Genomic DNA, 26,569 nt, shown 5'->3' on the forward strand with positions numbered 1-26,569 from the left:
TGGTAAGCCGGCGATCCGGACAGAGGAAGTCTCGGGTGTCGGTCGACGAACGGGGAACCGATGACTGAATCGCGAACGACTGCGGCGCATGGCGGTGCCATTGGCCTGCACGGTATCAAGAAATGGTTCGGAAACTTCCAGGCCGTGGACAATGTCACGCTGGATATCCGCCCCAATGAATTCTTCACGCTCCTCGGCCCGTCGGGATGCGGAAAGACCACGCTCCTGCGCATGATCGCCGGTTTCGAAATGCCGACCGAAGGGCAGGTCCTGCTCGACGGGTCGGATATTTCGGGGCTTCTGCCCAACCAGCGCCCGGTCAACACGGTCTTTCAGAACTACGCTCTCTTCCCGCACCTCACGGTCGCCGAGAATATCGGTTTCGGCCTCAAGATGCTGGGGCGGCCGAAGGCGGAGATAACCTCCGTCGTCAACGACATGCTGAAGCTCGTTCATCTCGACGGCCGTGGCCACAATCCGGTCACGCAGCTTTCCGGCGGCCAGCAGCAGCGTGTCGCCCTTGCCCGGGCACTGGCCCCGCGGCCGAAGGTCCTTCTGCTCGACGAGCCGCTGTCGGCGCTCGATCTCAAGCTTCGCAAGTCGATGCAGATCGAGCTGAAGCGTCTTCAGCTCGAAACCGGCATCACCTTCGTCTTCGTCACCCACGACCAGGAAGAAGCGCTCACCATGTCGGACCGCATCGCGGTCATGTCGGCGGGAACGGTTCGTCAGGTCGGCTCGCCCTGGGATATCTACGACCGCCCGGCCGAGCGTTTCGTCGCCGACTTCATCGGCGAGACCAATTTCCTTTCGGCCGACGTCGTCTCCGTGGCGGATAGCCGGGCGCGGGTGCGGCTTTCCTCCGGCGCCGAAATCTCCGCAAGCTTCCCCGCGGATGTGACGCCGAACGGCTCCGTCACCGTCGTGGTTCGGCCCGAACATGCCCGCGCGGGCGCGCCGACCGGCACCTCGGCGCTGCGGGGCGTCGTGCATGATATCGTCTATCTCGGCACCGATACGCATGTTCACGTGCGACTGGACGACGGCACCGCTTTCATGGTGCGCCAGCAGAATGCGCGCAGTGGCCATTGCGGCTTTTCCAAAGGCGATACCGTCGGCATCGACTTCAGCGACGACGTCGCTCAGATTCTGAGGGACTGACGATGAACGGCGCAGAACAGGTCGCGATCGAGGCCAGGAAACAGGATATCCGCTCCCGCTGGCTCCTCAGTGCGCCGGCCCTCGTCATCATCTTCGTGGCGGCGATCGGGCCGCTCTTCGTGATGCTGCTCTACTCCTTCATGGTTAAGGGCGATTACGGGGATGTGAAGCCCTGGGAATTCTCGCTCGATGGCTGGACCTCCGTCTTCTTCCAGCGGGATATCTTCGACGATACGCTCGGACTGGCCGATGCGCATATTTCGATCATCTGGCGCTCCATCCAGCTATCGTTCTTCACCACCATCCTCACCCTGATCCTCGGCTTCCCGACCGCCTATTTCATCGCGACAAGGCCGCCGCACACCCGCGAAATCTGGGTATTCCTCGTCACCATCCCGTTCTGGACGAACCTCCTCATCCGCACCTTCGCCATGCAGCAGGTCATCCGCAACGAAGGCCTTCTCAACAATGCGCTGATATGGCTCGGCATCATCAAGAGCCCGCTGCAGATCATCTATACCGACACCGCCAACCTGCTCGGCATGACCTATGTCTATCTGCCGCTCATGGTGCTGCCGCTCTATGCCTCCATCGAGAAGCTGGATTTCCGGCTGGTCGAGGCAGGATACGATCTTTACGCGACACGTTTCCAGGTGCTGCGCAAGATCGTCATCCCGCTGGTGAAGCCCGGCATTATCGCAGGCTCGATCCTGGTCTTCATCCCCTCGCTCGGCGCCTATGTCATCCCGCGCGTTCTCGGCGGCGGCAAGAACATGATGCTCGGCAACCTGATCGAGATGCAGTTCGGCGCCGGCCGCAACTGGCCGCTCGGTGCGGCTATGTCGATCACGCTGATGATCATCGTGATGGTCGCTCTCATCGTCTATGTCCGCAACGCCTCGCGCGGAGGGTCCGGACATGTTTAGATCGCGTTTCGACATCAAGTCGCAGCCTGGCTTCGGCTTCATCACGCTTTTCACCTTCTTCGCGCTTTACCTGCCGATCGGCGCGCTGGTCGTCTATTCCTTCAACGACGCGGAATCGCTGTCGCAATGGGGCGGCTTTTCGGGGCGCTGGTTCGTGGCGGCATGGCAGAACTCCGCCGTGCAGGACGCGGCGATCCGCTCGCTCATCATCGCGCTCTGGGCGGCAGGCCTCGCGACGATCGCGGCGCTGATGGCGGCGCTCGCCACGACCCGCACCGCGCCCTATCGCGGGCAGACACTGAAATACGCGATGATCAACCAGCCGCTGATGGTGCCGGAAATCGTCACCGCCGTTGCGCTGCTGATCGTGTTCTCGCGCATCAAGGTCTGGACCGGCTATTCCGGCCTCGGATACCTCGTCCTCGCGCATACCGCCTTCTGCATTCCCTTTGCCTATCTGCCGATCCGCGCCCGGCTGGAAAGCATGGACCTCACGCTGGAACGCGCGGCGGCGGATCTCTACGCCTCGCGCTGGCAGACCTTCCGTCATGTGACGCTGCCGCTCCTGCGTCCGGCCGTCATCGCCGGCTTCATGCTGGCCTTCGTCATTTCGCTGGACGACGTGGTGATTACCGAGTTTGTCAAATCGGGCGGGCAGGATACGCTGCCCACCTACATGCTGGGACAGCTTCGCCGTGAAACCACGCCCGAGATCAACGCGATCGCCACCGTGTTCCTCGCGCTTTCGACCGTGCTGGTCGTGATCTTTTTCTTCATCAACCGGAAAAAACAATAGCCAAATCCGACAGACCAACGACAGAGAGGAACAGACATGAAATCGAAATGGATCACCACGACGGCAATGGCTGCGGTCGCCGCCCTGGCCTTCGCCAACAGCGCATCGGCCGCAGGCGAACTCAACATCTACAACTGGGGTGACTATACGAGCCCCGAACTGATCAAGAAGTTCGAGAAAGAGTTCGACGTCAAGGTCACCGTGACCGACTACGATTCGAACGATACGGCGCTTGCCAAGGTCCGCGCCGGTGGCCACGGCTTCGACATAGTCGTCCCCTCGGCCAACTACGTCCAGATCTGGGTCAAGGAAGGCCTCATCGAGGAGGCCCGCCCGGACCAGATGGAGAACTTCAAGAACGTCGATCCGCGCTGGGTGGACGTTCCCTGGGATCCGGGTCGTCATTACACCGTTCCGTGGCAGTGGGGCCTGACCGGCATCGGCGTCAACACCGCGGTCTATAAGGGCGATATCAACACGTCCGCCATCTTCCTCGATCCGCCGCCGGAACTGGTCGGCAAGATCAACGTCGCGCCGGAAATGAACGACGTGCTCTTCGCCACGATCAAGTATTTCGGCGGCGACTGGTGCACCACCGACAAGGAAGTGCTGCGCAAGGTCCGCGACAAGCTGGTGGAAGCCAAGACCAAGTGGCTCGCCATGGATTACAGCGTCACCGAGAAGCTGCCTTCCGGCGACTATGCCGGCGTCTACTACTGGAACGGCGCCATCATGCGCTCGCGCCTGAAGAACCCTGATGTCAAGATGGGCTATCCGAAGGAGGGCTTCCCCTACTTCATGGACAGCGCAGCACTCCTCAAGGACGCGAAGAACCCGGAAAACGCGAAGCTGTTCATGAACTTCATCATGGACCCGGAAAACGCCGCGATGATTTCGGCCTTCGCGAAATATGCCAACGGCATCAAGGGGTCGGACAAGTTCCTGCCGGAGGAGATGAAGACCGCGCCGGAACTGGTCGTTCCGCCGGAATACGAGAAGGCCGGCGAGTTCCTGCTGAGCTGCGAGCCGGAGACGCAGCAGCTCTACACCCGGATCTGGACCGAACTGCAGAAGTAACGCGTCGCATGTAACAAGGACAGCCATATGCGGGAGGGCTTGACGCCTTCCCGCAGACCGGCGGCATTCTCATGATCAAGACCTTCAAGGAAACGCACGGCTTTGCCCGTGCCGACGTTACGCTCGCAAATTGGCGCACCGCTCCCTACAGCCGCTGGACATTCCAGAACGTGCGCGATTTCGTGCCGACGGCCGTGATCGCCGCCGAGCTGGTCAGCGCGGAGCAGCCCCTTTCGAGCGATGCCTTCCTCGATGCGGCGATGGAGACGGGCCTTGCCGGGGCGGCCACCGCACGCGCCTTCCTCGATTTTGCCCATACCGACGCGTTCGTCCTGATGCGCCGGGGCGAGATCGTCGCTGAATATTACGCCCCGCATGCCGATCCCAACGCGCCGCACCTCGTCTTCTCGATTTCGAAGTCGCTGACGGCCGTCGTCTCCGGCATCCTTGAAGCCGAGGGCATCATCGAACCCGACCGCCCCGTCACGGACTACCTGCCCGAGGCAAAGGGCAGCGTTTATGGCGACTGCACCTATCGCGACGTGCTGGACATGCGCGTGAGCCTCGACTTCGAGGAAGCCTATCTCGACCCATACGGCGCGTTTGCACGCTATCGCCGCGCCATGCTGTGGAACCCGCCGATGCCGGATGTGGAGCCGGAAACGCTGGCCTCCTTCCTGCTGACGCTTCAGAAGGCTGAACGGCCGCATGGCGGACCGTTCTACTACGCCTCGCCCAATGCCGATCTGCTCGGCGTCATCATCGAACGGGCGACGGGCGCGCGCTTTGCAGACCTGACCTCCGATCTGCTGTGGAAGCCCATGGGTGCCCGGAACAATGCCGAGGTCACGGTGGATGCCATCGGCACGCCGCGCACCGCTGGCGGCGTTTCCATCACGGCGCGCGATCTGGCGCGGCTTGGCGAACTGCTGCGCAATCACGGTGTGCGCAACGGCCGTCAGGTCATTCCGGAAGGCTGGATCCGCGACATGCAGGACAATGGCGACCGCGAGGCCTGGCAACAGGGCCGCAATGTCGACCTGCCGAACGGCCGCTACCGCAGCCAGTGGTATCAGTCCGGCGAGGCCGACGGCGCATTCTGCGCGATCGGCATTCACGGCCAGTGGCTCTATGTCGATCCGAGCACCGAGACCGTCATCGTCAAGCTCTCCTCCCAGCCCGAACCGCTGGGCGACGAGGAGAACCAGGACGTCTTCACCTTCTTCCGCGCGCTTTGCCGCCGGGCAATCTGACCCTTCAAGGAGCATTCCATGCAGGCCGAGGCGAGCTTTATCATCCGCAATGCGCGGGTGCTGACGATGGACGACGCCAATCCGCGTGCAAGTGCCGTGGCGCTTGCCGGCAACCGCATTCTCGCCGTCGGCTCGGAAGCCGAGATCGATGCCTTCTCCGGTCCCGACACGCATGTCATCGACGCCAAGGGCGGGACGGTGCTGCCGGGCTTCAACGAGGCGCATATGCACATCTTCGGCGGGTCGGCCGAGCTGCGCGAACTCTCGCTCGCCGGCGTGAAGGGCTTCGATGCGCTGGCAAAGGCCTTGCGGGATTATGCCGCCGAATATCCCGACAGGGCGCTGCTGATCGCCCAGCATGCCGACTACACGGTCCTGTCCGACGACGAGCGCGTGACGCGGCACCATCTCGACCGCATCCTGCCGGACCGCGCCGTGCTGATCTTCGCGCCCGACCATCACACCGCCTGGGCGAACACGCTGGCGCTGAAGGGCGGCGGCATCCTGGAAGGCCGCGATGTCGGTATCGGCAACGAGATCGTGATGGGCGATGACGGGCTCGCCACCGGCGAACTGCGCGAAAGCAACGCCATCCGTCCGGTCTCGGCGCTCGGCGAAACGGGCGGCCGCGAAATGCTCGGCGTCGGCACCGGCGGTGACCCGGAGCATGTGACGGACGAGGAGCGCGCCGGCGATATCGCGATCCTCAAGGAGGGTCTCGCCTACGTCGCCTCACTCGGCATCACCTCGCTGCAGAACATGGACGGCAGCCTCTACCAGCTGGAAATGCTCGAGGAGATCGAGAAGACCTTGGGCCTGCCGGTGCGGGTGCGCATGCCCTTCCACATGAAGAACTTCATGCCGCTGTCCGACCTCGAGACGAAGGCCGCCGCCTGGCGGGCGCGCTTCGATACGGACCGGCTGCGTTCGGATTTCGTCAAGCTGTTCATGGACGGCGTGACGGAATCCGGTACGGCTGTTTTCGTCGACGACTATGCCCACCAGCCCGGCTGGAAGGGCGAGCCGCTTTTTACGCAGGAGCAGTTCGATTCCATCGCGATCGCCGCCGACAAGCTCGGCCTGCCGGTCGCGGTCCATGCCATCGGCGATGGCGCAGTGCGCATGGTGCTGAACGGATACGAGGCCGCGATCAAGGCGAACGGTAAGCGCGACAGCCGCAACCGCATCGAGCATATCGAGGTGGTTCACCCCGACGACATCCCGCGCTTCAAGGAACTGGGCACGGTCGCTTCCATGCAGCCGACACATCCGCCGGGCAGCGCCGGCCTGCCGCTCGAACCCTACCTCTCCTATATCGGGGAGGAGCGCTGGCGATACGCCTTCGCCTGGCGCACGCTGGTCGATGCCGGCGCGCCGATCGTGTTTGCCACCGACTGGCCGGTCTCGCCGCTCGATCCGATGCATTCCATCGAGTGCGCGATGTCACGCAAGGTCTGGAAGGACGGTTTGAAGGACGAACGTCTCTCGCTGCACGAGACGCTCGCCGCCTATACCAGGACCGGCGCCTGGGTCGAGTTCATGGAAGACCGCAAGGGCATGCTGAAGAAGGGCTACCTCGCCGATGTCGTCGTGCTTTCGGCCGATATCGAGGCGACGGACGTCACGGCGCTCGCGACGGTGCGTCCGGTCACGACGATCTGCGACGGGCGGATCACCTATCAGGCCTGATGAAGGGCCGCCTACAGCGGCAACGACTGTATCCACGCGGCGGTTTCGCCCGTGGTTTCAAAAAGCGTTCGGACGGGGCGCCGGAAGCTGCCTCGACTAAAATATATTTTGATGACACCTTCCGGCGCCTCGTTCGGCGGTTTTTGCCTGCGACTTCGGTCTCTCTGCGATGACGGGGTGCGTGGGAACGGTGGCGCGCCCCTCCGCAGACGGGGTCATGCGCGCCCTCAGACTTACGATGCCGCAGCCATGACTGCCGGTCGGCATCGTCTTCCACTGCGCCGCGCGACAGGGACACGTCCCCCGGACGCCCCGCGGCGCATCCGTCCACTTGTGTGCCACACAGGCACGCCCGGCGAAGGCGTGGTCGAAAAGGCGGTCCGACGCCCCTCGCCCGTCCCTTGCCGGAGGGAGACCATTTTCCGCAGACCCGGTGCTTGAAGTCCTGCGTCCTTCCTTCACGCCCCGCGCCGACCTCGCCTCGCCGCAACGCCTTGCGGTGTATCCGAGGGCGGGATGGAGCGATTGTAGGCGCGACCTGACTGCGCGGGGAAATCGGCGCGGGATTTTGCTTGAAAATCAAAGGGCCCTTCGAGGATTGTCCCCGGTAGCAGCCCTCTCGAACCCGCCGCTCAGTGCTCAGGCGGGACGGTCCAGATCGGCCAGGTAGGTGTTTTCGGCGCGTGAGGCCTCGTAGTCGGCCGGCCGGATGTCAGCGAAAAGCAGAGCCTCGCCTTGCGCCGGGCCTTCGGCGAGCAGCGCGCCATCCGGGGCGGCGATGCGCGAGAGGCCAGCATAGGCGAAAAGGCCGTCGCTGTCGCAATGATCGACATAGGCGACGAAGACCTGGTTCTCGAAGGCCCGCACCTGGATCATGTGATTGGCGATGAAGGTGCCAGAGGCGCCCTCCGGCAGGGCGGTCGGGACGACGACGAGATCGGCGCCGGCACGGGCGAGGCGGCGGACATTCTCGGGGAATTCCACATCGTAGCAGATCAGCATGCCGAGCCTCAGCCCGCCAAGCTCGACAAGGACGGAGGCCGGTGTCGCAGGCTTGAAGGCGGCGCGCTCGTATTCGCCGTAGAGATGGGACTTGCGGTAGACGGCATTGGTGCCGATGCCATCGGTGAAGACGGCGCTGTTATAGACCGCCGTGCCCTCGCGCTCGGCAAAACCGGCGATAATGGCGATGCCGTTCTCACGCGCGATGGCGCTGAGGCGGGCGACGGTGTCGCCGGATGCCGGAGAGGCGAGGTCCGCGAAGGCCGCCTCGCCCGCGCCATAGCCGGTGACGGCAAGTTCGGGCACGACGAGCAGGCTCGCGCCGCCCGTCGCGGCATCGGCGGCCGCAGCCGCGATGCGGGCCATGTTCGCTTCGACATCGCCGGCGACGGCTTTCATCTGTAGGGCGGCGATGCGCATGCTCTTACTCCTGGTCGCGCGACGACATGGCGCCGAGCAGCTTGGGCAGGTCGCCGAAGCGCGCGACGAGGCCGAATATCGTGGCTGCGATGGCGACGAACAGGATCGTGACCGAGGCCATGGTGGGCGTGTAACCGTAGCGCAGGGCGTTGAAGATCTTGATCGGCAGCGTTTCCATGGTGAAGCCGACGGTCATGTAGGCGACGATGTATTCGTTGAGCGACAGCACGAAGGCGAAGGCATAACCGGAGACGAGATAGGGCAGGATCAACGGCAGCACGACGGTGCGGAAGACCGTGCGGTCGTCCGCACCCATGGTCGCGGCGGCCTCCACCAGCGAACGGTCGATGGAGGAAAAGCCGAGCGATAGCGTCACCAGCGGCAGCGTCACGAAGAAGATGGCGTGGCTGATGACGGCCGTCGCCGGCTGGCCATAGAAGCCCGTCGCCGCCCAGAAGGTGAGCAGGCCAAGCGCCGTGATGACCGGCGGCAGCGTGAAGGGTGCGATGCCGAGCAGCTGGAAGATATTGGCCCAGGGCGCATGGCGCCGCCACAGGAACCAGGCGAGCGGCAGCGCGATGAGAAGCGCCACGGCCGCCGACAGCGCGGCGAGCGTGATCGACGCGAAAAGCGCGTTGCGCCATTCGACATTGGTGAAGATCTCTGCGTACCAGCCAAGCGAGAAGCCCTTTGGCGGGAAGGCCAGGTCCTGCTTCTCGTTGACCGAGACCCCGGCGACCACGATGATCGGCAGGGCGAGGAAGAGGCCGATCAGGCCGAAATAGAGGCGCTGGAGAAACACGGTCATGCGGTTTCTCCCTTGCGCCCGGCATAGACGGTGAGCCCGACGAGACCGAGCGTGACGAGGACGAGGAACACGGCCATGGCGGCGGCGAACGGCATGTTCGACTGGTAGATCGCCTGGTCGGTGATCAGCACCGAGAGCGTCCAGTGCTGCGGCCGGCCAAGGATCTGCGGCAGCAGATAGCAGCCGAGCGCGAAGATGTAGACCATGATCAGCGTGGCGACGATGGTGTTGCGCAGCGCCGGAACGACGACGGTGAAGAAGGCGCGGATCGGTGATGCCCCGAGCGTGCGCGCCGCTTCCGTCAGTGTCGGGTCGAGCCGCACGAGCGCGGGATAGAGCACGAGGACGGTATAAGGCAGCGCCTGATAGGTCATGGCCGTGAGCACCGCACCGAAGCTCGGATTGAGCGCCACCGACTGATCCATGATGCCGAGCATGACGAGGAGATTGGTTATGCCGGCGGTGCGCGAAAACAGGGTCGACCAGGCAAAGCCGATGATGACTTCCGAGAGCGACAGGATCGACAGAAGTGCGACGAGCCAGAGCACCTGCGTGCGGCGCCTGGCGCGCGACAGCAGGTAGGTGAAGGGCACGGCGAGCACGATGCAGCAGATGGCCACCGCAATGGCGAGCATCAGCGAGAAGCCGAGCACCTTGCCGAAGAACAGGCTGAGGAAGCGGGCGTAATTGTCGAAGACGAAATCCGGCGTATAGAAGCCGGATGGATTGCGCTTGAAGAAGGAGACCGCGATCATCGTCGCGAAGGGCACGACGAAGAAGACGATGAGCATGCCGGCCGGGAAGACCAGCGGGCTGTAATCGGTGAGTTTCTGCGGCGTCTCGCGTCTCATACCTTGAGCACCACGCAATCATCGGGGTTGAGCGCAATGCCGACGCTCTGCCCGACGGCGACGTCGGGGCGGGCATTGGGCATGGACACGGCGACGATCTGCTTGCCGGCGGCCTCCACGAAGGTCTCGATCGTGCCGCCGAGATCGCGCACGAAGGTGACGGTGCCCGTGATCGGCGCATTGCCCGGTGCGGTGAGATGCACATCCTCCGGGCGCACCGAGATGATGCCGGATGGCAGGCCGTTCGGTATGACGAGGCCGGGAACGGAGGCGCCGAGAACCTGCGTGCCGGCGCCATCGGCCTTGAAATCGATGAGGTTCGTCATGCCGATGAAATCGGCGACGAAGGTATCGGCCGGGCGGCGGTAGATCTCGACCGGAGGCGCGGCCTGGCGGATCTCGCCGCCGTTCATCACGACCACGGTGTCGGCCATGGTCATGGCCTCGCGCTGATCATGTGTGACGACGATGGTGGTGATGCCGAGGCGCTGCTGGAGCTGGCGCAGCTCGACCTGCATGGCCTCGCGCAGCTTGGCGTCGAGGGCGGAGAGCGGTTCGTCGAGCAGGAAGAGTTTGGGCGAGATGGCGAGCGCGCGGGCGATCGCCACGCGCTGGCGCTGGCCGCCGGACAGCTTGGCCACCGGGCGGTCGGCGTAGCCGGTCAGGTGGATCATGGCGAGAAGCTCGTCGACGCGCTTCTTCTGCTCGGCCTTGCCGACGCCGCGGATGCGCAGCGAATAGGCGATGTTCTCGCCGACGGTCAGATGGGGAAAGAGCGCCAGCGACTGGAAGACCATGCCGAGGTCGCGCTTGTGGGTGGGCACATTGGTGATGTCGCGGTCATCCAGGCGGATGGAGCCGCTGGTGGGAAGATCCAGCCCCGCGACCATGCGCATCAGCGTGGTCTTGCCGCAGCCGGACGGGCCGAGCAGGCAGACGAAGGTGCCGTGCGGCACCGTGAGTTCGACGTTCCTGACGGCGGTAAACGTGCCGAATTCTTTGGTGACGTTCTGGAGGGTCAGTCCGGACATTGGTTCTCCGCTCGGCGCGTTCGGTTCAAGGCACGCGGCCGCCAGCATAGGCTTCACGCTGGCGGCCGGGCAAGGTTTCGATGGATCGGGCTATCAGCCGGCGATCATTTCCGTCCACTTCTGGTTCAGCCAGTCGGACTTGGTCTGGTAGAGGTCGTAGCGCGGAATGATCGGCTCGATGTCCGACGACACGGCGGCAAACTCTTCCGCCGTCAGGTCGAGCAGATCGCGCTTGACGGTCGGCGCGGTGCCGACCTTGCGCGACAAGAGCGCCTGGATCTTCGGCTGGCTCATATAGTTGATGAAGGTGTGGGCTTCCTCGACCTTGGCGGAGGCGCGCGACAGCGCCCAGCAGCCCGAATCCATGATGCCGCCTTCCTTGGGGAAGGTCGAGCGCACCGGCTGGCCATCGGCCGCGGCAAGGCCCGTCACGTCATGATAGTACTGGCCCATCGGGATTTCGCCCGACTTCAGGGACTGTTCGAACTGGGCTTCGTCGCGATACCACAGGCGCACGTTCGGCTTGACCTCGGCGAGCTTCTCGAAGGCCTTGAGGAGGCCGTCCTCGGTGTCGAGCGCGTTGGTGCCGCCGAAATGGGTCTTGGCGGTCACTTCCAGCAGGAACGAGTTGGAGACGAGCGCCAGCAGGCCGAGCTTGTCGGCATTCGCCGGATCCCACAGCGCGTTCCACGAGGTCGGCGCTTCCTTGTAGACATCCGTGTTGGTGACGAGCGTGATGTACCAGGCGACGGCGCCGATGCCGGCGATGCGGCCATCCGGGTACTTGTTGACGAAATGGTCGATGAGGTTGGACGCGTTCGGGATCTTCGCCACATCGAGCGGCGCCCACAGCTCGGTGGACTGGCCCTTGAGCATGGCGACCTGCGACATCATCGAGACGTCGGCCGGGGCCTGGCCGGCCTTGGCGGCCTGTTCCAGCTGGACCAGCCATGCCTCACCGGTCGGCTCGGCGACGGATTCGACGGCGATGCCGGTTTCCTTGGTGAAATCCGCAAAGATGTTCTTGTCGAAGGAATCCTTGAAGTAGCCGCCGTAGACGCCGACCTTCAGCGACTTGTCCTGCGCGCGCAGGATGGCCGGCATGGCCAGCAGAGAGGCACCGGCGACGCCGGCGCCCAGCACCGCGCGGCGGCTGACAGTGGTCTTGAGGATATCACGCATGGTCGTTTTTCTCCTGTTAGGCCGACCGGTCTGGACCCGCCGGCATGTTCCCGTTGTTGCTATTGTATGTCAGGCTTTCGCCGCCACGGAAGGGCTGAATACCATCAGGCTCAGAATTTCGAACAGCACCTGCGCGCCGGCATGGGCGCTGTTGGTCGTCGCGTCGTATTGCGGGGCGACCTCCACGACGTCCCCGCCGACGAGATTGATGCCCTTGAGGCCGCGGATGAGTTCCAGGACCTCGCGCGTCGTCAGCCCGCCGATCTCGGGCGTGCCGGTGCCGGGCGCGAAGCTCGGATCCAGGCTGTCGATGTCAAAGGAAAGGTAGGTCGGGCCATCGCCGACGATCGCCTTCGCCTTCTCGATGATGGCGGGGATGCCGAGGCCGGTGACCTCTTCCGCGTGGATGACGGTCATGCCGGAATCGTAGGAGAACTCCCACAGATATTCCGAGGAGCCACGGATGCCGATCTGGATGGTGCGCCTCGGATCGAGCACGCCGTCGAGCACGGCGTTGCGGAACGGGCCGCCGTGGTGGAACTTCGTCTGGTCGAAGAGGCCGCCGGTGTCGCAATGGGCGTCGATATGGATCATGCCGACCGGCTCTCTCTTGCCGACGGCCTTCATGATCGGATGCGTGATCGAGTGGTCGCCGCCGACGGCGAGCGGAATGACGCCGGCATCGACGATCTGGTTGAAGCGCTTCTCGATATCGTCGTGGCTGAGCTCGAGCCGGTAGCGGCTCTGGAACGGCACGTCGCCGATATCGGCCACGCGCAGCTCCTGCACCGGCGCGCAATCCAGCACGTGGTTGTAGGGGCCGATGCGCTCGATGGCGCGCATGGCGCGGGGCCCGAAGCGCGAGCCCGGACGGTTGGTGACGCCGAGATCCATCGGCACGCCTGTTATGGCCACCTGGAGATTGCCGAAATCGGGCGCTTCGGCATCGACGGGCATATAGGGGGCGGAGAGGAAGGTGGGGACGCCGGCATAGGGCGCAAGACGCGTGCCGCTCTTGTTGAAAATCTTGTCCGCTACCTTGCGGAAAGCCGGGTCGAAGATGTCGCCGCCATGGCTCTCGCCGTATTTCGCCCTGAGCTCTTCGAGCTTCGTGTCGCTCATGATCCTGCCTCACCTGTTGAGATGCGGGCGGTCCGGGGCCGGTATGCGATAGCCTGATAACGTTCCCCGGGGCTTTGCCCTCGTTGACAGCATTATCGCGGCAATCCATATGGAAAATCAATTGACATTGTTGTAGCGGTATTCGTGAGAAAAACTCACATACAGGTTTGCCATGGCTTCGCGCCTTCCGCCACTCAACCCGCTGCGCGCCTTCGAGGCCACCGCCCGCCGTGGCGCCGTCTCCGCGGCCGCGCGGGAACTGAACGTGACGCATGGCGCGGTGAGCCACCAGATCCGCGCGCTGGAGGAATCGCTCGGGACCACGCTCTTCGAACGCAATGGCAAGCGCCTGAAGCTGACGCCGCAGGGCGCGCTGCTTCTGCCGGCCGTCACCAACGCCTTCAGCGAGATCGCCGCGGCTACCGCGCTGATGAAACAGCCCGAAACGCGCGGCGACATCACCATCAGCTGCGTGCCCGCACTGCTGTCGCTCTGGCTTCTGCCGCGGCTGAACACGTTCACGGACCAGTTTCCCGGCGTGAAGGTGACGCTGATCGCCTCCAACGACCCCGAGCACCTGCGTTCGCTCGATACGGATGTGAGCCTGCTCTATGGCGATGGCAACTGGCCGGACTGCTGGACGCGGCTGTGGTCGAACCTGCGGCTTTTCCCGGTCGCCAGCCCCACGCTCCTCAACAGCCGCCCGCTGCGCTCCGTTCGCGATCTGGCCGATCACGCGCTGTTTCACGGCGATGACGGGCGCGAATGGAACACATGGCTGGCCGCCGCCGACGCCATCGACATGCCGCGTGACCGCCAGCATTTCATGAGCGATGCACGTCTTTCGACGGAAGCGGCGCTCTACGGACAGGGCATCGCGCTGGGCGACAACATCACGGCGAGCAACCTGATCGCCCGCGGCGAGCTTGTCGTGCCCTTCGACCTTTCGGTGCCGGCCAACGATGCCTTCTATGTCGCCTGCCGGCAGGCGCTGCGCCAGTCGCCCATCGTCAAGGTGTTCATCGACTGGCTCTTTGCCGCGCTGGAAGAAACCCTGCCCGAGCCGCAGGCCTCCGCCCGCCTGCATCTGCGCGGGCGCGGCGGCCGTAGCGCCGATGCCTACCGCGCCACCACGACACCGGCCAAGCGCCTGATACCAACAAGCCCTCCGCGCAAGACCCGCGCCTGATATCAACGGACCGACCATGCCTCGCTTCAATCCTCTCGTCGAAACCCTCGCCGCCCCGCCGATCCCTTCCGTCTTCGCCTGGGCAGACGCCTATGACGGGCGTGGCGGCGCGATGATCGATTTCTCGCAGGCCGTGCCGGGTTATCCGCCGCATCCGGACATGCTGAGGCTGCTGGGCGAATACGCCGCCTCGCGCGCCTATACCGGCTATGGCCCGATCGAGGGCGAGACGGTGCTGCGCAAGGCCTATGCAGACCATCTCTCCGAAAGCTACGGCGTGGCGCTTGCCGCCGGCAACGTCCATATCACCGCCGGCTGCAACCAGGCCTTCATCTGCGCCGCCATGGCGGTGGCGGGCGCGGGCGACGCGGTGCTGATGACCGATCCCTATTATTTCAACCAGGAAACGACGCTGGCCATGCTGGGCATCAAGACCCGGTTTGCCGCCTGCGACCCGAAAAACGGCTTCCTGCCCGACCTCGCGGCGCTGGCCGCCGGCGTCACCCCCGACGTGCGCGCCATCGCCCTCGTCTCGCCGAACAACCCGACCGGCGCGGTCTATCCGCCGGATATGCTGGGCGCGATCTACGATCTTTGCGTCGCGCGCGGTATCTGGCTGATCCTCGACGAGACCTATCGCGACTTCCTGCCCGCCGGCGCCGGCCGGCCGCACGACCTGTTCGGGCGCGCGGGCTGGGAGGATACGCTGATCGGCCTCTACAGCTTCTCCAAGTCCTTCTGCATTCCCGGTCATCGCCTTGGCGCGATGACGGCTGGCAACGCGGTGGTGACGCAGGTGGCCAAGATCATGGACAACCTGCAGATCTGCCCGCCCCGCTCGGCGCAGGCCGCCGTGGCGACGGCCATTCCACTTCTGGCAGAATGGCGCGCGGAAAACCGCCGCGAGATCGCGCGCCGGGTGGAAGCGCTTCGCACGACCATGGCAGCGGCGCCGGACTGGCGCGTCGGTGCGGTCGGGGCCTATTTCGCCTTCATCGGGCATCCCTTCGCCGGCACGCCATCGGCGGCGGTGGCGGAGCGCCTGGCCAAGGAGGCCGGCATTCTTTGCCTGCCGGGCAGCTATTTCGGGCCGGGGCAGGAAGGCTATCTGCGTTTCGCCTTCGCCAATGCGGATGTCGAGACGATCGGCAAGCTCGGCGCGCGCCTTGCCGGCTTTTCGATGGACGGGGCTTGACCTTCCCACGCGGGAAGGCGCTAGCCTCGATCCAACATCAAGGAGTTTGCCATGCCTGCCGAAAACAGCCTCACCTTCACCGTTCCCGACATGACCTGCGGCCACTGCGTCAAGGCGATCACCGGTGCGGTGGTTGCCGCCTATCCTGAAGCGAAGGTCGAGATCGACCTTGCGTCCAAACGTGTCAGCGTCGAAAACGCCGGCGACCGGGCGGCGGTCGCATCGGTCATCGAAGCCGAGGGATATTCGCCCGCCGATGCATAATCGGCGAAACGGGGCTTGACCTTGACATGATGGGAAGGTGCACGATCTATCCAAAAGGATGAAAGGTGCACCATGCTCACCACCACGGGACCGGGCGACCGGCAGACCATCAAGCTTTCCATTTCCGACATGACCTGCGCGTCCTGCGTGCGCCGGGTGGAGAAGGCCATAGAGACGGTGCCGGGTGTTTCCGGCGCCGCCGTCAATCTGGCGACGGAGAAGGCAGACGTGACCTTCGACGGCGCGCCCGACATTGCCGCCGTTGCCGCAGCCGTGCGCGGCGCGGGTTACGGCGTCGATGAGGACGTGCTGGAATTTCCCGTCGAGGGCATGACCTGCGCCTCGTGCATCGGCCGCGTCGAAAGGGCGCTCAAGGCCGTGCCCGGCGTGCTGGATGCCACGGCGAACCTTGCGCAGGAGCGGGCGCGTGTGCGCCTTGCCAGGGGTGCGGCGACTTTCGACGACCTTGCCGCCGCCATCGAGCGTACGGGCTACAAGGCGGTGCGCGTTGCCGCCGACACGCCCGCGGAGGATGACCGCCGCGCGGCGGAGGCAAGTGCGCTCAAGCGTGATCTCATCATCGCGGCCGTGCTGACGGCACCGCTTTTCGTGATGGAGATGGGGGCGCACGCCGTGCCCGCATTCGGCCATTATATCCACGAAACCATCGGCATGCAGGCGAGCCGGGTCATCCAGTTCGTGCTGGCGACGCTGGTGCTCGTCGGCCCCGGCCGGCGCTTCTTCCTGAAGGGCATACCGAGCCTCGTCCGGCTCGCGCCCGACATGAACGCGCTGGTGGTGATCGGTACGCTCGCGGCCTGGATATTCTCCACCGTGGCGACCTTCGCACCGGCTCTTCTGCCCGGCGGTACCGCCAATGTCTATTTCGAGGCGGCAGCCGTCATTGTGACGCTCATCCTGGCCGGCCGCTTCCTAGAGGCGCGCGCCAAGGGCCGCACCGGCGAGGCGATCCGCCATCTCGCCGGCCTGAACGCCCGCTCCGCCCGCGTGATCCGCGGCGGAAGGACCGAGGACGTTTCCCTGGAAAGCGTCGTGGCCGGCGATGTCGTTCTGGTGCGGCCGGGCGAGAAGGTGCCCGTCGACGGCGAGGTGATCGAGGGCGAAAGCTATATCGACGAATCCATGATCACCGGCGAACCGATGCCGGTCGCCCGCAAGCCCGGCGACACGGTGACGGGCGGCACCGTCAACACGACGGGCTCGCTGACCTTCCGCGCCACGCGTGTCGGCGCCGATACGGTGCTCTCGCAGATCATCCGCATGGTGGAGGACGCGCAGGCGGCGAAGCTGCCGATCCAGGCGCTGGTCGACCGCGTGACGCAATGGTTCGTGCCGGCCGTCATCGCCGTGGCGCTCCTCACCTTCGGCCTGTGGCTGATCTTCGGGCCGAGCCCGGTTCTCGCCCATGCGCTGGTGAATGCCGTGGCCGTGCTCATCATCGCCTGCCCCTGCGCCATGGGGCTCGCGACGCCGACCTCGATCATCACGGGCACCGGCCGCGCGGCGGAACTCGGCGTGCTGTTCCGGCAGGGCACAGCGCTCCAGACGCTCGAAGGCACCGATATCGTCGCCGTCGACAAGACAGGCACGCTGACGCTCGGCCGCCCGACGCTGACGCGCATCGTGCCGGCAGAGGGCTTCGGCCGTGATGAGGTGCTTGCCCTCGTCGCTGCTGCCGAGATGCATTCCGAACATCCGATCGCGGCCGCCATCCATGGCGCGGCCGTTGCGGAAGGCGTGGCGGTGCCCGCGGCGTCCGGCTTCGTGGCGACATCGGGCCAGGGCATCGCCGCCGAGGTGGCCGGTCGCAGGGTGGACGTCGGTTCCACTGGCTTCATGGCGGGGCTTGGCCTCGACGTCCGGGCCTTTGCGGACGAGGCGGCGCGACTTGCGGCCGAGGGCGCCTCGCCGCTCTATGCCGCCATCGACGGCAGGCTTGCCGCGCTCTTTGCCGTGACCGACCCCGTCAAGCCGACGACGCGCGAGGCGATTGCCGCGCTCAAGGCGCTCGGCATCGAGGTCGCGATGATCACCGGCGACAACAGGGGCACGGCACAGGCCGTCGCCGCCTCGCTCGGCATCGACCGGGTGATGGCGGAGGTGCTGCCCGATGGCAAGGTTGCCGCCGTGCGCGAACTGTCGGCGGGCGGCGCGAAGAAGGTCGCCTTCGTCGGCGACGGCATCAACGACGCGCCGGCGCTGGCGGCGGCCGATACCGGCATCGCCATCGGCACCGGCACCGATGTGGCCATCGAAAGCGCCGACGTGGTGCTGATGGCCGGCGACATGCGGGGTGTTGCGACGGGCATCGGCCTCTCGCGCGCGACGATGCGCAATATCAGGCAGAACCTGTTCTGGGCCTTCGGCTACAATGTGGCGCTCGTGCCGGTCGCCGCGGGGCTGCTCTATCCCTCCTTCGGCATCCAGCTTTCACCGGCTCTTGCCGCAGGAGCCATGGCGCTCTCCAGCGTCTTCGTGGTGACGAATGCGCTGAGGCTGAAGCGCTACAGGCCGTCCTTCAAGGGAGACAAGGCATGAATATCGGCGAAGCGGCGGAGGCCACGGGCGTGACCGCCAAGATGATCCGCCATTACGAGCAGATCGGCCTCATCAAGGCGGCCGGGCGCACCGGCGCGGGATATCGCGTCTATGGTCCAAACGACCTTTCGACGCTGTCCTTCATCCGCCGCTCTCGCGATCTGGGCTTCTCCATCGCGCAGATCCGTGACCTGCTTGCGCTGTGGCAGGACCGCGCCCGCGCCTCCTCCGAGGTCAAGCGCATCGCAAGCGAACATATCGCGGAGATGCGCGCCAAGATGCGGCTGCTGGAGGACATGGTGGGTACGCTGGAGCATCTTTCGGCGAACTGCCACGGTGACGCGCGGCCCGATTGTCCGATCCTGCAGCAGCTCGCCACCGGCAATGCCGAGACGTCCTGCTGCTAGCCGCCTTTCCACCCTTGGCACTTTCGGGGGCTTGCGCTTTTCGCCGCGCCGAAGGACATTCGCTGCCGGAAAGACGGACCGGCTCATGCAGGGTCGGCGCGATAAAACGGGAATGACGGGAGAAAAGCATGCTCGACAGGCGCAAGTTCTATATCGACGGCCAGTGGGTCGATCCGTTGACGCCGAACGATCTTTCGGTGATCAACCCGGCGACGGAAAAGCCTATCGCGGTCATCTCGATGGGCACGGCCGCCGATATCGACCGCGCCGTGGCGGCCGCCAAGAAGGCGTTCGCGACCTACAGCCAGACCAGCACGGAAGAGCGGCTGGCGCTGTTGGAAAAGCTCCTCGAAATCTACAAGCGCCGCTATGACGAGATGGCGCGCACCATCACGCAGGAACTCGGCGCGCCCATCACCATGAGCACCGAACAGCAGGCGGATGTCGGGGTCGGCCACCTCCAGGGCTTCATCGATGCGCTGAAGCGGCTGAAGAACCGCGAAGTGCTGCCGAACGGCGACATCGTGCGCCGCGAGCCCATCGGGGTCTGCGGCCTGATCACGCCGTGGAACTGGCCGATCAACCAGATCGCGCTGAAGGTGGTTCCGGCACTGGCGACGGGCTCGACCTGCGTGCTGAAGCCGTCGGAATTCACGCCGCTCAACGCCATGCTCTATGCGGAGATGGTGCATGAGGCCGGCTTCCCGGCGGGGACATTCAACCTCGTCAACGGCGACGGCCCGGAATGCGGTGCGGCCCTGTCGCGCCACAAGGACATCGACATGATGTCGTTTACCGGCTCCACCCGCGCCGGCATCGCCGTCAGCAAGGATGCGGCCGATACGGTCAAGCGCGTGACGCTCGAACTCGGCGGCAAGTCGCCGAACATCGTGTTCGCCGATGCCGATCTCGAGGACCGCGTGGCCGGCAGCGTGCGCGAATGCTTCAACAATTCCGGCCAGTCCTGCGATGCGCCGACGCGCATGCTGGTGGAGCGCTCGGTCTATGACAAGGTGGTGGAGATCGCCGAACGCACCGGCAAAGAAGCCAGGGTCGGCAATCCCGAAGAGGAAGGCGAGCATATCGGCCCGCTCGTCTCGCACATCCAGTTCGGCCGGGTGCAGGCGCTGATCGAGGCGGGCGTTGCCGAGGGCGCGCGGCTTCTGGTCGGCGGTCCCGGCAAGCCCGATGGTTACGAGACCGGCTATTTCGTGAAGCCGACGATCTTCGCCGACGTGAACAACACCATGCGCATCGCGCGTGAGGAGGTGTTCGGTCCGGTCCTGTCGATCATTCCCTTCGACACCGAGGAGGAGGCGATCGCGATCGCCAACGACACGGCTTACGGACTTGCGGCCTATGTGCAGACCGGCGACCCGGACCGCGCGGAACGTGTTTCCGCCCGCCTGCGCGCCGGCATGGTGCATATCAACGGCGGTCCGCACCGCTATGGCAGCCCCTTCGGCGGCTACAAGCAGTCCGGCAACGGCCGCGAGGGCGGCATGTTCGGCCTGGAGGACTTCCTGGAGATCAAGACCGTGCATCGCCCCGAGGCGGCGTAATACCCAGGGGCCGGGCCGCCCGCTATTGCGGGTGGCCCGGCCTCCTCGTTCCGCGTCTTCGCCCGATGACCGGCCGTCGGCCAAAGCCCGTCGCTTTGCCGCCGCTCGCCGAAGTTCTCCGGAGAATACGCGGCGTGCCTCTGGCTGAAGCCGCTGCGCTCTGATAGCGCGCACGGCATCGCCGCTCCCTGGACGTCCGCCTTGTCCCCCGTTGCATCCCCGTCGCATGCGCGCCTCGCGCTCATCGCTCTCCTCGTTGGCGGCATCGCCATCGGCGGCTCGCCGATCTTCGTGCGGTTTTCCGAAGTCGGGCCGATGGCGACGGCGTTCTGGCGCGTCGCGCTCGCGCTCGTGCCGTTCTTCATCGTCTCGCGCGCGCTCCCGCACGCCGACGAGCGGCCGTCCGGTCTTCGCGACCGCCTCTTCCTGTTCCTGCCCGGCATCTTCCTGGCCGCAGACCTTGGGTCCTGGCATCTCTCGCTGCACATGACCTCGGTTGCCAATGCGACGCTCTTTGCCAACCTGGCACCCGTCTTCGTCACGCTCGGCTCCTGGCTGCTTTTCCGCACGACCATCACGCCCGTCTTTCTTGCCGGGCTGGCGCTGGCGCTGATCGGCGTCGTCGTGCTGAAGGGCGGGCCGGCGGCGCTGGGCGGCGGGCAGATGGCGGGCGATGCGACGGCCGTCGTCGCGGCGATGTTCTACGCCGGTTACATGCTGTCGATCGGCCATTTGCGGGCGCGGTTCTCCACGTCGCGCATCATGGTGTGGACGACATTCGCCGCAATGACCTGCATGCTGCCGGTCGCCTTCTTCCTGGAAGCCGACCTGGTGCCGGCGACGCTCGTCGGCTGGGGCATGCTGCTCGGTCTCGCGCTCATCAGCCATGTCGGCGGGCAGGGCCTCGTCACCTACGCGCTCGCCTATCTTCCGACGGCGTTCTCCTCGCTGACGCTGCTTCTCCAGCCGGTCGTCGCCGCACTCCTCGCCTGGCTGCTGCTGGGCGAGCCTGTCGGGCTGATGCAGGCCATCGGTGGCGCGATCGTGCTCTTCGGCATCCTCATCGCGCGCCGCGGCTGAACCGCATCAGTGGTTGTGGCGCGGCGGGGTTTTGGCGATCCTGCGGAAATCTGCCGCTCCGTCGATCACCGCACCATCCGAGAGCTGCGTAACGGTGCGGCGATAGAGGCGCTGCCACGGCGTGGCGTCTGCCGGAACGGCGGGGATGCCATCGGCCTTGCGCTTTTCGATCTCTTCCTCTGCCACCAGCATGTCGCAGCGGCCGTGTTCGAGGTCGATGCGGATGATGTCGCCGGTGCGCAGCCAGGCAAGTCCGCCACCGGCCGCGCTTTCCGGCGAGGCATTGAGGATGGACGGACTGTCGGCGGTGCCGGACTGGCGGCCGTCGCCGATGGTGGGCAGGCTGGTGACGCCGCGCCTGAGCAGATGGTCCGGCGGCTGCATGTTGACGACCTCCGCCGAACCCGGCCAGCCAAGCGGTCCGGCGCCGCGGATGACGAGGATCGTGCGCTCGTCGATGCCGAGCGCCGGGTCGTTGATGCGCGCGTGGTAATCCTCCGAGCCGTCGAAGACCGCCGCCCTGCCCTCGAATATGCCTTCGCGGCCGGGCTCGCTCAGATACCGCTGCCGGAACTCCTCGGAGATAACCGAGGTCTTCATGATGGCGAAATCGAAGAGATTGCCCTTGAGGACAAGGAAACCGGCGCGTTCCTTCAACGGCGCATCATAGGACCGGATCACCTCGCGATCGCTTCCGGCGCGTCCCTCCAGGTTTTGCGCCATGGTGCGGCCCGTGACGGTGGGACAGCTGCCATCGAGTTTTCCCGCCCCCAGCAGTTCGCGCATGATGGCGGGGACGCCGCCTGCACGGTGGAACCGCTCGCCGAGGAAGCGGCCGGCCGGCTGCACGTCCGCCAGCAGCGGGATATCGTAGCCGTAGCACTGCCAGTCGTCGGGCTCCAGCGCGACACCGGCATGTTTGGCCATGGCCATCAGATGCGGCTGCGCATTGGTGGAGCCGCCGATGGCGGAATTGACACGGATGGCATTGAGGAAGGCCTGCCGCGTGAGGATATGGGAGGGGCGGATATCCTCCAGCACCAACTCGACGGCGCGCCGGCCGGTGCGATAGGCGATCTGCCCGCGCTCGCGATAGGCGGCCGGAATGGCGGCGCAGCCGGTGAGCGACATGCCGAGCGCCTCGGCCAGCGCGTTCATGGTGGAGGCCGTTCCCATCGTGTTGCAATGGCCGATGGAGGGTGCGGAATCCATCGCGGCCTGCAGAAATTCCTCTTCGTCGATGGCGCCGGCGGCAAGCTTGCGGCGTGAGCGCCAGATGACGGTGCCCGAGCCGACAAGATCGCCGTCGTGCCAGCCATCGAGCATCGGCCCGCCCGACAGGACGATGGCGGGAATGTCGACCGTCGAGGCGGCCATCAGGGCCGACGGCGTGGTCTTGTCGCAGCCGGTCGTCAGCACGACCCCATCGAGCGGATAGCCGTAGAGGATTTCGACCAGCCCGAGATAGGCGAGGTTGCGGTCAAGCGCCGCGGTCGGCCGCTTGCAGTTTTCAAAGATCGGATGGGTGGGGAACTCGATGGGAATGCCGCCGGCATCGCGGATACCGTCGCGCACGCGCTTGGCGAGATCGACATGGTGGCGATTGCAGGGCGTGAGATCGCTGCCGCTCTGGGCAATCCCGATCACCGGCTTGCCCGAGCGCAGCTCCTCCGGCGTGATACCGTAATTCATGAAGCGTTCGAGATAGATGGCGGCCATGTCGACGTGGTCGCGGTTGTCGAACCAGTCCTGCGAGCGCAGCCGGCGTTTCGTCGTCTTCGTGTCCGTCATCATGAAGCTCCTCCGCAACGGCCGCACTGTTTCATTGCCGGCGACGGGGATCAACCGCCAGGTGGTGATGGAGGGGCTTATGGAGCCATCAAAAATAGTCGCTGGATCGGGGACGGCGAATGTGTCACAGCGCGTCAACCGCCATCAGAGTTGCCGACATGACAGACACCGCCGCCGCCACGCCCGCCACCGGCTCCGCCCGCCTCGGCGTGCTGTTGATGCTGCTCGGCATGGTGATGTTTTCGCTGAACGACGTGCTCGGCAAGTGGCTGGTCTCGACCTATTCGGTCGGGCAGCTGATGCTGATCCGCAGTCTGGCCGCCATGGTCGTGCTGGCACCGTTCTTCTGGCGGGTCGGGTGGCGCCGGCTGATCGAGGTCGAGCAGCCGAAACTGCACCTGCTGCGCTCCGCGCTCTTCGCATTCGAGGCATCGGCGTTCTATTTCGCGGTGGCCTATATGCCACTGGCCGACGCGATGACCTACTGGCTTGCGGCACCGATCTATGTCGCCGCCCTCTCGCCGCTGATGCTGGGCGAGCATGTCGGCTGGCGGCGCTGGTCGGCCATTCTCGTCGGCTTTGCCGGCGTCATCATCGCGCTGTCGCCCTCCAGGGAAAGCTTCACGCTGCCGGCCCTGATCGCGCTTGCGGGCAGCCTCGCTTTCGGGCTCGCCATGGTGTTCAGCCGGTCGTTGCGCGCCACACCCGACACGACGCTTGTGTTTTGGCAGGTGACCGGTGCGGCGCTCTTCGCGGGCGTCTGGTGTCTTTCCGATCCCGGCGGCTGGGCGCCGGTCAGCGCCGTCGATTTCGGCCTGCTCAGCCTGCTCGGCATCGTGGCGATGGCGGCGCATATGCTGGTCAACCGCTCGCTGAAGCTGGGCGATGCCGCGACCGTGGTGCCGCTACAATACACGCTGCTGATCTGGGCGGTTCTGTTCGGATGGCTGTTCTTCGGCGATGCGCCGCGCCCGGCCATGCTCATCGGCGCAGGCTTTATCGTGGCCTCCGGCCTCTTCATCTTCTTCCGCGAATTGCAGCTGAAGCGGCGTGGCGGCTGAGCGGGCTTACTGCGCCTTGACCGATTTCAGATAGGCGATGACGTCGGCGATGTCCTGCTCGGACTTGAGGCCGGAAAAGGCCATGCGCGTCTTGGGGATCATCTTTTTCGGGCCGGCGAGATAGGTGGCGAGCGTCGCCTCGTCCCATGTCAGGCCCCTGGCCCCTTCTTCCTTCATGGCATCGGAATAGTTCGTGTAGTCGGCAAGCGCCGCCGCGGGCCGGCCGACGACGCCGTCCAGATGCGGGCCGACCTTATTCGTCGCCTTCTCGGCATTGTGACAGGCGGTGCATTTCTTGAACACGACCTTTCCCGCCTCGGCGGAGCCTTCGGCTGCCAGGGCGGTCGAGGAAAGCGTCAGGAGGATCAGGGCGGCAAGCGTCTTCATGCGTCGTTCCATCGAAAAGGCGGCCGGCGTGAGCCGGCCGGAGTTGGCGCGGCCTGCCGGCCGCACGCGATCACCGGCCGCCCGAAGGCGACCGGGGAGGATCGCCAGGAGATATCAGATCGAACCGGCGGCCATTTCCTTGGCGATGTAATCCGCCTGGCGGATCGCAAGCGACACGATGGTGAGCGTCGGGTTTTCCGCGCCGCCCGTCGTGAACTGGCTGCCGTCCGACACGAACAGGTTCTTGATGTCGTGGGTCTGGCCCCACTTGTTGACCACACCGTCGCTCGCCTTCTCGCTCATGCGGTTGGTGCCGAGATTGTGCGTGGATGGATAGGGCGGCGTGGGGAAGCTGCGCGTCGCGCCGACGGCTTCGTAGAGCGCCTGCCCCTGCTGGTAGGCATGGTTGCGCATCGCGACGTCGTTGGCGTGATCGGTGAACCAGACATCCGGGATCGGCATGCCGTACTGGTCCTTAAGTTCGCCGTGCAGCTTCACGGCATTCTGTTCCTGCGGCATGTCCTCGCCGACGATCCACAGGCCCGCCATGTTGGCGTAGCTGTCCATCGCCGAGGCGAAGGAGCGGCCCCAGCCGCCGGGATCGAGGAAGGCCGCCATGAAGGGCACGCCGAGGGAGAGCGTTTCCAGCTCGTAACCGCCGACGAAGCCGCGCGACGGATCGTGCTTCGCCTCGTCCCTGATAATGCCGGCCATGGTGGTGCCGCGATACATGTGCACGGGCTTCTCGAACACGGCATAGACCGAGCCCGTCGTGTGGCGCATGTAGTTCTTTCCCACCTGGCCGGAAGAGTTGGCAAGGCCGTCGGGGAACTTGGCCGAGGCCGAGTTGAGCAGCAGGCGCGGGCTTTCGATGGAGTTGCCGGCGACGGCGACGATGCGGGCCTTCTGGCTGTGCAGCTTGCCGTCCTTGTCGGCATAGACCACGGCATTGACCTTGCCGCTGGCATCATGCTCGATCTTGACGACATGCGACTGCGGACGCACTTCCAGCTTGCCGGTGGCCTCCCCCTTGGGGATTTCCGTATAGAGCGTCGACCATTTGGCGCCCCATTTGCAGCCCTGGAAACAGAAGCCCGTCTGCTGACAGCTCATGCGGTCGTCGCGATCGGCGGAGTTGATGGCCATGTTGCCGGTGTGACATTCCTTGTAGCCGAGCTTGTCGGCGCCGGCCTTGAGGATCTTGAAGTTGTTGTTGCCCGGCAGGCCTTCGATGCCGTTGGTCCGGGTCACGCCCATCTTGTCTTCGGCCTTGGCGTAATAGGGCTCCAGCTCGGCGAGCGTGATCGGCCAGTCGAGCAGGTTGGCGCCGTCGATCTTGCCGTAATGGCTGAGCGTCCTGAACTCATGCTCCTGAAAGCGCAGCGAGGCGCCGGCCCAGTGGGTGGTGGTGCCGCCGACCGCCTTGACGATCCAGGCCGGCAGGTTCGGGAAGTCCTTGGCCACACGCCAGCCGCCGCCCGTCGTGCGGTGATCGAGCCAGGCGAGCTGGGCAAAACTGTCCCACTCGTCGTTGATGAAGTCCTCGTGTTCGTGCCGCGCGCCGGATTCGAGCACGACGACGTCGATGCCCTTCTGCGCCAGTTCGTTGCCCAGCGTACCGCCGCCGGCGCCGGAACCGATGATGACGACCACGCTGTCGTCGTTGAGATCGTAAGGAGCTGCCATGGTTTCCTCCTGAAACGGGACGGTCGGCTTTGCGCCATGCGGCCGCGCCTCCTCCGGCGCTGGCCGTCAG

The 26,569-nt window shown here is 65.3% G+C and carries 23 protein-coding genes; 14 read left to right on the forward strand and 9 right to left on the reverse strand.

The features are described 5' to 3' along the window. Positions 1 to 60: 60 nt before the first annotated feature. The 6 genes from K6301_RS21050 (at position 61) to K6301_RS21075 (ending at position 6,902) form a co-directional block, all read left to right on the forward strand. Entirely contained in the window at positions 61 to 1,161 is a 1,101-nt protein-coding gene (locus K6301_RS21050; RefSeq protein WP_247220786.1) for an ABC transporter ATP-binding protein, read from the forward strand. A gap of 2 nt (positions 1,162 to 1,163) precedes the next feature. Next, on the forward strand, positions 1,164 to 2,087 hold the full coding sequence (locus K6301_RS21055; RefSeq protein WP_134650970.1) for an ABC transporter permease: 924 nt from the start codon (positions 1,164 to 1,166) through the stop codon (positions 2,085 to 2,087). Beyond that, positions 2,080 to 2,883, forward strand: a complete 804-nt coding sequence (locus tag K6301_RS21060; protein ID WP_247220787.1) for an ABC transporter permease — start codon at positions 2,080 to 2,082, stop codon at positions 2,881 to 2,883. The genes K6301_RS21055 and K6301_RS21060 overlap by 8 nt, the downstream gene beginning before the upstream one ends. A 36-nt stretch (positions 2,884 to 2,919) precedes the next feature. After that, positions 2,920 to 3,960 carry an ABC transporter substrate-binding protein gene (locus K6301_RS21065; RefSeq protein WP_247220788.1) on the forward strand — a complete coding sequence of 347 codons (1,041 nt, stop codon included), beginning with the start codon at positions 2,920 to 2,922 and terminating at the stop codon, positions 3,958 to 3,960. A gap of 71 nt (positions 3,961 to 4,031) precedes the next feature. Next, complete coding sequence (locus K6301_RS21070; protein ID WP_247220789.1) at positions 4,032 to 5,213, forward strand: serine hydrolase domain-containing protein; 1,182 nt, start codon at positions 4,032 to 4,034, stop codon at positions 5,211 to 5,213. 18 nt (positions 5,214 to 5,231) lie between these two features. Then, positions 5,232 to 6,902, forward strand: coding sequence for an amidohydrolase (locus K6301_RS21075; protein ID WP_247220790.1), 1,671 nt, complete (start codon positions 5,232 to 5,234; stop codon positions 6,900 to 6,902). A gap of 639 nt (positions 6,903 to 7,541) precedes the next feature. Here the strand turns inward: K6301_RS21075 and K6301_RS21080 are convergent. The 6 genes from K6301_RS21080 to speB form a co-directional block, all read right to left on the reverse strand. Beyond that, a complete protein-coding gene (locus K6301_RS21080) occupies positions 7,542 to 8,324 on the reverse strand; it encodes a carbon-nitrogen hydrolase family protein (RefSeq protein WP_247220791.1) in 783 nt (260 codons plus the stop codon). A gap of 4 nt (positions 8,325 to 8,328) precedes the next feature. After that, positions 8,329 to 9,132 carry an ABC transporter permease gene (locus tag K6301_RS21085; RefSeq protein WP_134650976.1) on the reverse strand — a complete coding sequence of 268 codons (804 nt, stop codon included), beginning with the start codon at positions 9,130 to 9,132 and terminating at the stop codon, positions 8,329 to 8,331. After that, positions 9,129 to 9,983, reverse strand: coding sequence for an ABC transporter permease (locus tag K6301_RS21090; RefSeq protein ID WP_247220793.1), 855 nt, complete (start codon positions 9,981 to 9,983; stop codon positions 9,129 to 9,131). Before K6301_RS21090 ends, K6301_RS21085 begins: the two co-directional genes overlap by 4 nt. Beyond that, entirely contained in the window at positions 9,980 to 11,014 is a 1,035-nt protein-coding gene (locus K6301_RS21095; protein WP_247220796.1) for an ABC transporter ATP-binding protein, read from the reverse strand. The genes K6301_RS21090 and K6301_RS21095 overlap by 4 nt, the downstream gene beginning before the upstream one ends. A gap of 93 nt (positions 11,015 to 11,107) precedes the next feature. Continuing rightward, positions 11,108 to 12,196, reverse strand: coding sequence for an ABC transporter substrate-binding protein (locus K6301_RS21100; RefSeq protein ID WP_425475412.1), 1,089 nt, complete (start codon positions 12,194 to 12,196; stop codon positions 11,108 to 11,110). Between the two features lie 69 nt (positions 12,197 to 12,265). Continuing rightward, positions 12,266 to 13,318: an agmatinase gene (gene speB, locus K6301_RS21105; protein ID WP_247220797.1), complete on the reverse strand. Its 1,053-nt coding sequence runs from the start codon at positions 13,316 to 13,318 to the stop codon at positions 12,266 to 12,268. 172 nt (positions 13,319 to 13,490) lie between these two features. Between speB and gcvA the strand changes: the two genes are divergently transcribed. The 7 genes from gcvA to K6301_RS21140 all read left to right on the forward strand — a co-directional run bounded on the left by gcvA (position 13,491) and on the right by K6301_RS21140 (position 21,574). After that, the gene (gcvA, locus tag K6301_RS21110) at positions 13,491 to 14,507 is read left to right on the forward strand and encodes a transcriptional regulator GcvA (protein WP_134650980.1); all 1,017 of its coding nucleotides are present in this window, start codon (positions 13,491 to 13,493) and stop codon (positions 14,505 to 14,507) included. 16 nt (positions 14,508 to 14,523) lie between these two features. Further along, positions 14,524 to 15,702, forward strand: a complete 1,179-nt coding sequence (locus tag K6301_RS21115; RefSeq protein WP_247220798.1) for an aminotransferase — start codon at positions 14,524 to 14,526, stop codon at positions 15,700 to 15,702. A 51-nt stretch (positions 15,703 to 15,753) separates the two neighbouring features. Beyond that, on the forward strand, positions 15,754 to 15,966 hold the full coding sequence (locus K6301_RS21120) for a heavy-metal-associated domain-containing protein (RefSeq protein WP_247220799.1): 213 nt from the start codon (positions 15,754 to 15,756) through the stop codon (positions 15,964 to 15,966). A gap of 72 nt (positions 15,967 to 16,038) precedes the next feature. Continuing rightward, positions 16,039 to 18,525, forward strand: a complete 2,487-nt coding sequence (locus K6301_RS21125) for a heavy metal translocating P-type ATPase (protein ID WP_247220800.1) — start codon at positions 16,039 to 16,041, stop codon at positions 18,523 to 18,525. Beyond that, the gene (gene cueR / locus K6301_RS21130) at positions 18,522 to 18,932 is read left to right on the forward strand and encodes a Cu(I)-responsive transcriptional regulator (RefSeq protein ID WP_247220801.1); all 411 of its coding nucleotides are present in this window, start codon (positions 18,522 to 18,524) and stop codon (positions 18,930 to 18,932) included. Before K6301_RS21125 ends, cueR begins: the two co-directional genes overlap by 4 nt. A 128-nt stretch (positions 18,933 to 19,060) precedes the next feature. Continuing rightward, complete coding sequence (locus tag K6301_RS21135) at positions 19,061 to 20,494, forward strand: aldehyde dehydrogenase family protein (RefSeq protein ID WP_247220802.1); 1,434 nt, start codon at positions 19,061 to 19,063, stop codon at positions 20,492 to 20,494. A 201-nt stretch (positions 20,495 to 20,695) separates the two neighbouring features. Then, entirely contained in the window at positions 20,696 to 21,574 is an 879-nt protein-coding gene (locus K6301_RS21140; protein ID WP_247220803.1) for a DMT family transporter, read from the forward strand. A 6-nt stretch (positions 21,575 to 21,580) separates the two neighbouring features. Here K6301_RS21140 and K6301_RS21145 read toward each other — a convergent pair whose 3' ends face one another. Next, positions 21,581 to 23,365, reverse strand: coding sequence for an IlvD/Edd family dehydratase (locus tag K6301_RS21145; protein WP_247220805.1), 1,785 nt, complete (start codon positions 23,363 to 23,365; stop codon positions 21,581 to 21,583). 158 nt (positions 23,366 to 23,523) lie between these two features. Between K6301_RS21145 and K6301_RS21150 the strand changes: the two genes are divergently transcribed. After that, entirely contained in the window at positions 23,524 to 24,426 is a 903-nt protein-coding gene (locus K6301_RS21150; protein ID WP_247220807.1) for a DMT family transporter, read from the forward strand. A gap of 6 nt (positions 24,427 to 24,432) precedes the next feature. On the opposite strand, the gene K6301_RS21155 is transcribed toward K6301_RS21150, so the two are convergent. Together K6301_RS21155 and K6301_RS21160 are read right to left on the reverse strand one after the other, a co-directional pair. Next, the gene (locus K6301_RS21155; protein WP_247220809.1) at positions 24,433 to 24,813 is read right to left on the reverse strand and encodes a c-type cytochrome; all 381 of its coding nucleotides are present in this window, start codon (positions 24,811 to 24,813) and stop codon (positions 24,433 to 24,435) included. Positions 24,814 to 24,927: 114 nt separating this feature from the next. Then, positions 24,928 to 26,499 (reverse strand): GMC family oxidoreductase, encoded by a 1,572-nt coding sequence (locus K6301_RS21160; RefSeq protein WP_134650990.1) that lies wholly within the window; start codon positions 26,497 to 26,499, stop codon positions 24,928 to 24,930. Positions 26,500 to 26,569 lie beyond the last annotated feature (70 nt).

Source organism: Shinella oryzae (assembly GCF_023038235.1).
Lineage (GTDB): Bacteria > Pseudomonadota > Alphaproteobacteria > Rhizobiales > Rhizobiaceae > Shinella > Shinella sumterensis.

Bases quoted from the DNA above. Each gene is read 5' to 3' on its own strand.
- K6301_RS21050 (WP_247220786.1), top strand. From the start codon at position 61: ATGACTGAATCGCGAACGACTGCGGCGCATGGCGGTGCCATTGGCCTG.
- K6301_RS21055 (WP_134650970.1), top strand. From the start codon at position 1,164: ATGAACGGCGCAGAACAGGTCGCGATCGAGGCCAGGAAACAGGATATC.
- K6301_RS21060 (WP_247220787.1), top strand. From the start codon at position 2,080: ATGTTTAGATCGCGTTTCGACATCAAGTCGCAGCCTGGCTTCGGCTTC.
- K6301_RS21065 (WP_247220788.1), top strand. From the start codon at position 2,920: ATGAAATCGAAATGGATCACCACGACGGCAATGGCTGCGGTCGCCGCC.
- K6301_RS21070 (WP_247220789.1), top strand. From the start codon at position 4,032: ATGATCAAGACCTTCAAGGAAACGCACGGCTTTGCCCGTGCCGACGTT.
- K6301_RS21075 (WP_247220790.1), top strand. From the start codon at position 5,232: ATGCAGGCCGAGGCGAGCTTTATCATCCGCAATGCGCGGGTGCTGACG.
- K6301_RS21080 (WP_247220791.1), bottom strand. From the start codon at position 8,324: ATGCGCATCGCCGCCCTACAGATGAAAGCCGTCGCCGGCGATGTCGAA.
- K6301_RS21085 (WP_134650976.1), bottom strand. From the start codon at position 9,132: ATGACCGTGTTTCTCCAGCGCCTCTATTTCGGCCTGATCGGCCTCTTC.
- K6301_RS21090 (WP_247220793.1), bottom strand. From the start codon at position 9,983: ATGAGACGCGAGACGCCGCAGAAACTCACCGATTACAGCCCGCTGGTC.
- K6301_RS21095 (WP_247220796.1), bottom strand. From the start codon at position 11,014: ATGTCCGGACTGACCCTCCAGAACGTCACCAAAGAATTCGGCACGTTT.
- K6301_RS21100 (WP_425475412.1), bottom strand. From the start codon at position 12,196: ATGCGTGATATCCTCAAGACCACTGTCAGCCGCCGCGCGGTGCTGGGC.
- speB (WP_247220797.1), bottom strand. From the start codon at position 13,318: ATGAGCGACACGAAGCTCGAAGAGCTCAGGGCGAAATACGGCGAGAGC.
- gcvA (WP_134650980.1), top strand. From the start codon at position 13,491: ATGGCTTCGCGCCTTCCGCCACTCAACCCGCTGCGCGCCTTCGAGGCC.
- K6301_RS21115 (WP_247220798.1), top strand. From the start codon at position 14,524: ATGCCTCGCTTCAATCCTCTCGTCGAAACCCTCGCCGCCCCGCCGATC.
- K6301_RS21120 (WP_247220799.1), top strand. From the start codon at position 15,754: ATGCCTGCCGAAAACAGCCTCACCTTCACCGTTCCCGACATGACCTGC.
- K6301_RS21125 (WP_247220800.1), top strand. From the start codon at position 16,039: ATGCTCACCACCACGGGACCGGGCGACCGGCAGACCATCAAGCTTTCC.
- cueR (WP_247220801.1), top strand. From the start codon at position 18,522: ATGAATATCGGCGAAGCGGCGGAGGCCACGGGCGTGACCGCCAAGATG.
- K6301_RS21135 (WP_247220802.1), top strand. From the start codon at position 19,061: ATGCTCGACAGGCGCAAGTTCTATATCGACGGCCAGTGGGTCGATCCG.
- K6301_RS21145 (WP_247220805.1), bottom strand. From the start codon at position 23,365: ATGACGGACACGAAGACGACGAAACGCCGGCTGCGCTCGCAGGACTGG.
- K6301_RS21150 (WP_247220807.1), top strand. From the start codon at position 23,524: ATGACAGACACCGCCGCCGCCACGCCCGCCACCGGCTCCGCCCGCCTC.
- K6301_RS21155 (WP_247220809.1), bottom strand. From the start codon at position 24,813: ATGAAGACGCTTGCCGCCCTGATCCTCCTGACGCTTTCCTCGACCGCC.
- K6301_RS21160 (WP_134650990.1), bottom strand. From the start codon at position 26,499: ATGGCAGCTCCTTACGATCTCAACGACGACAGCGTGGTCGTCATCATC.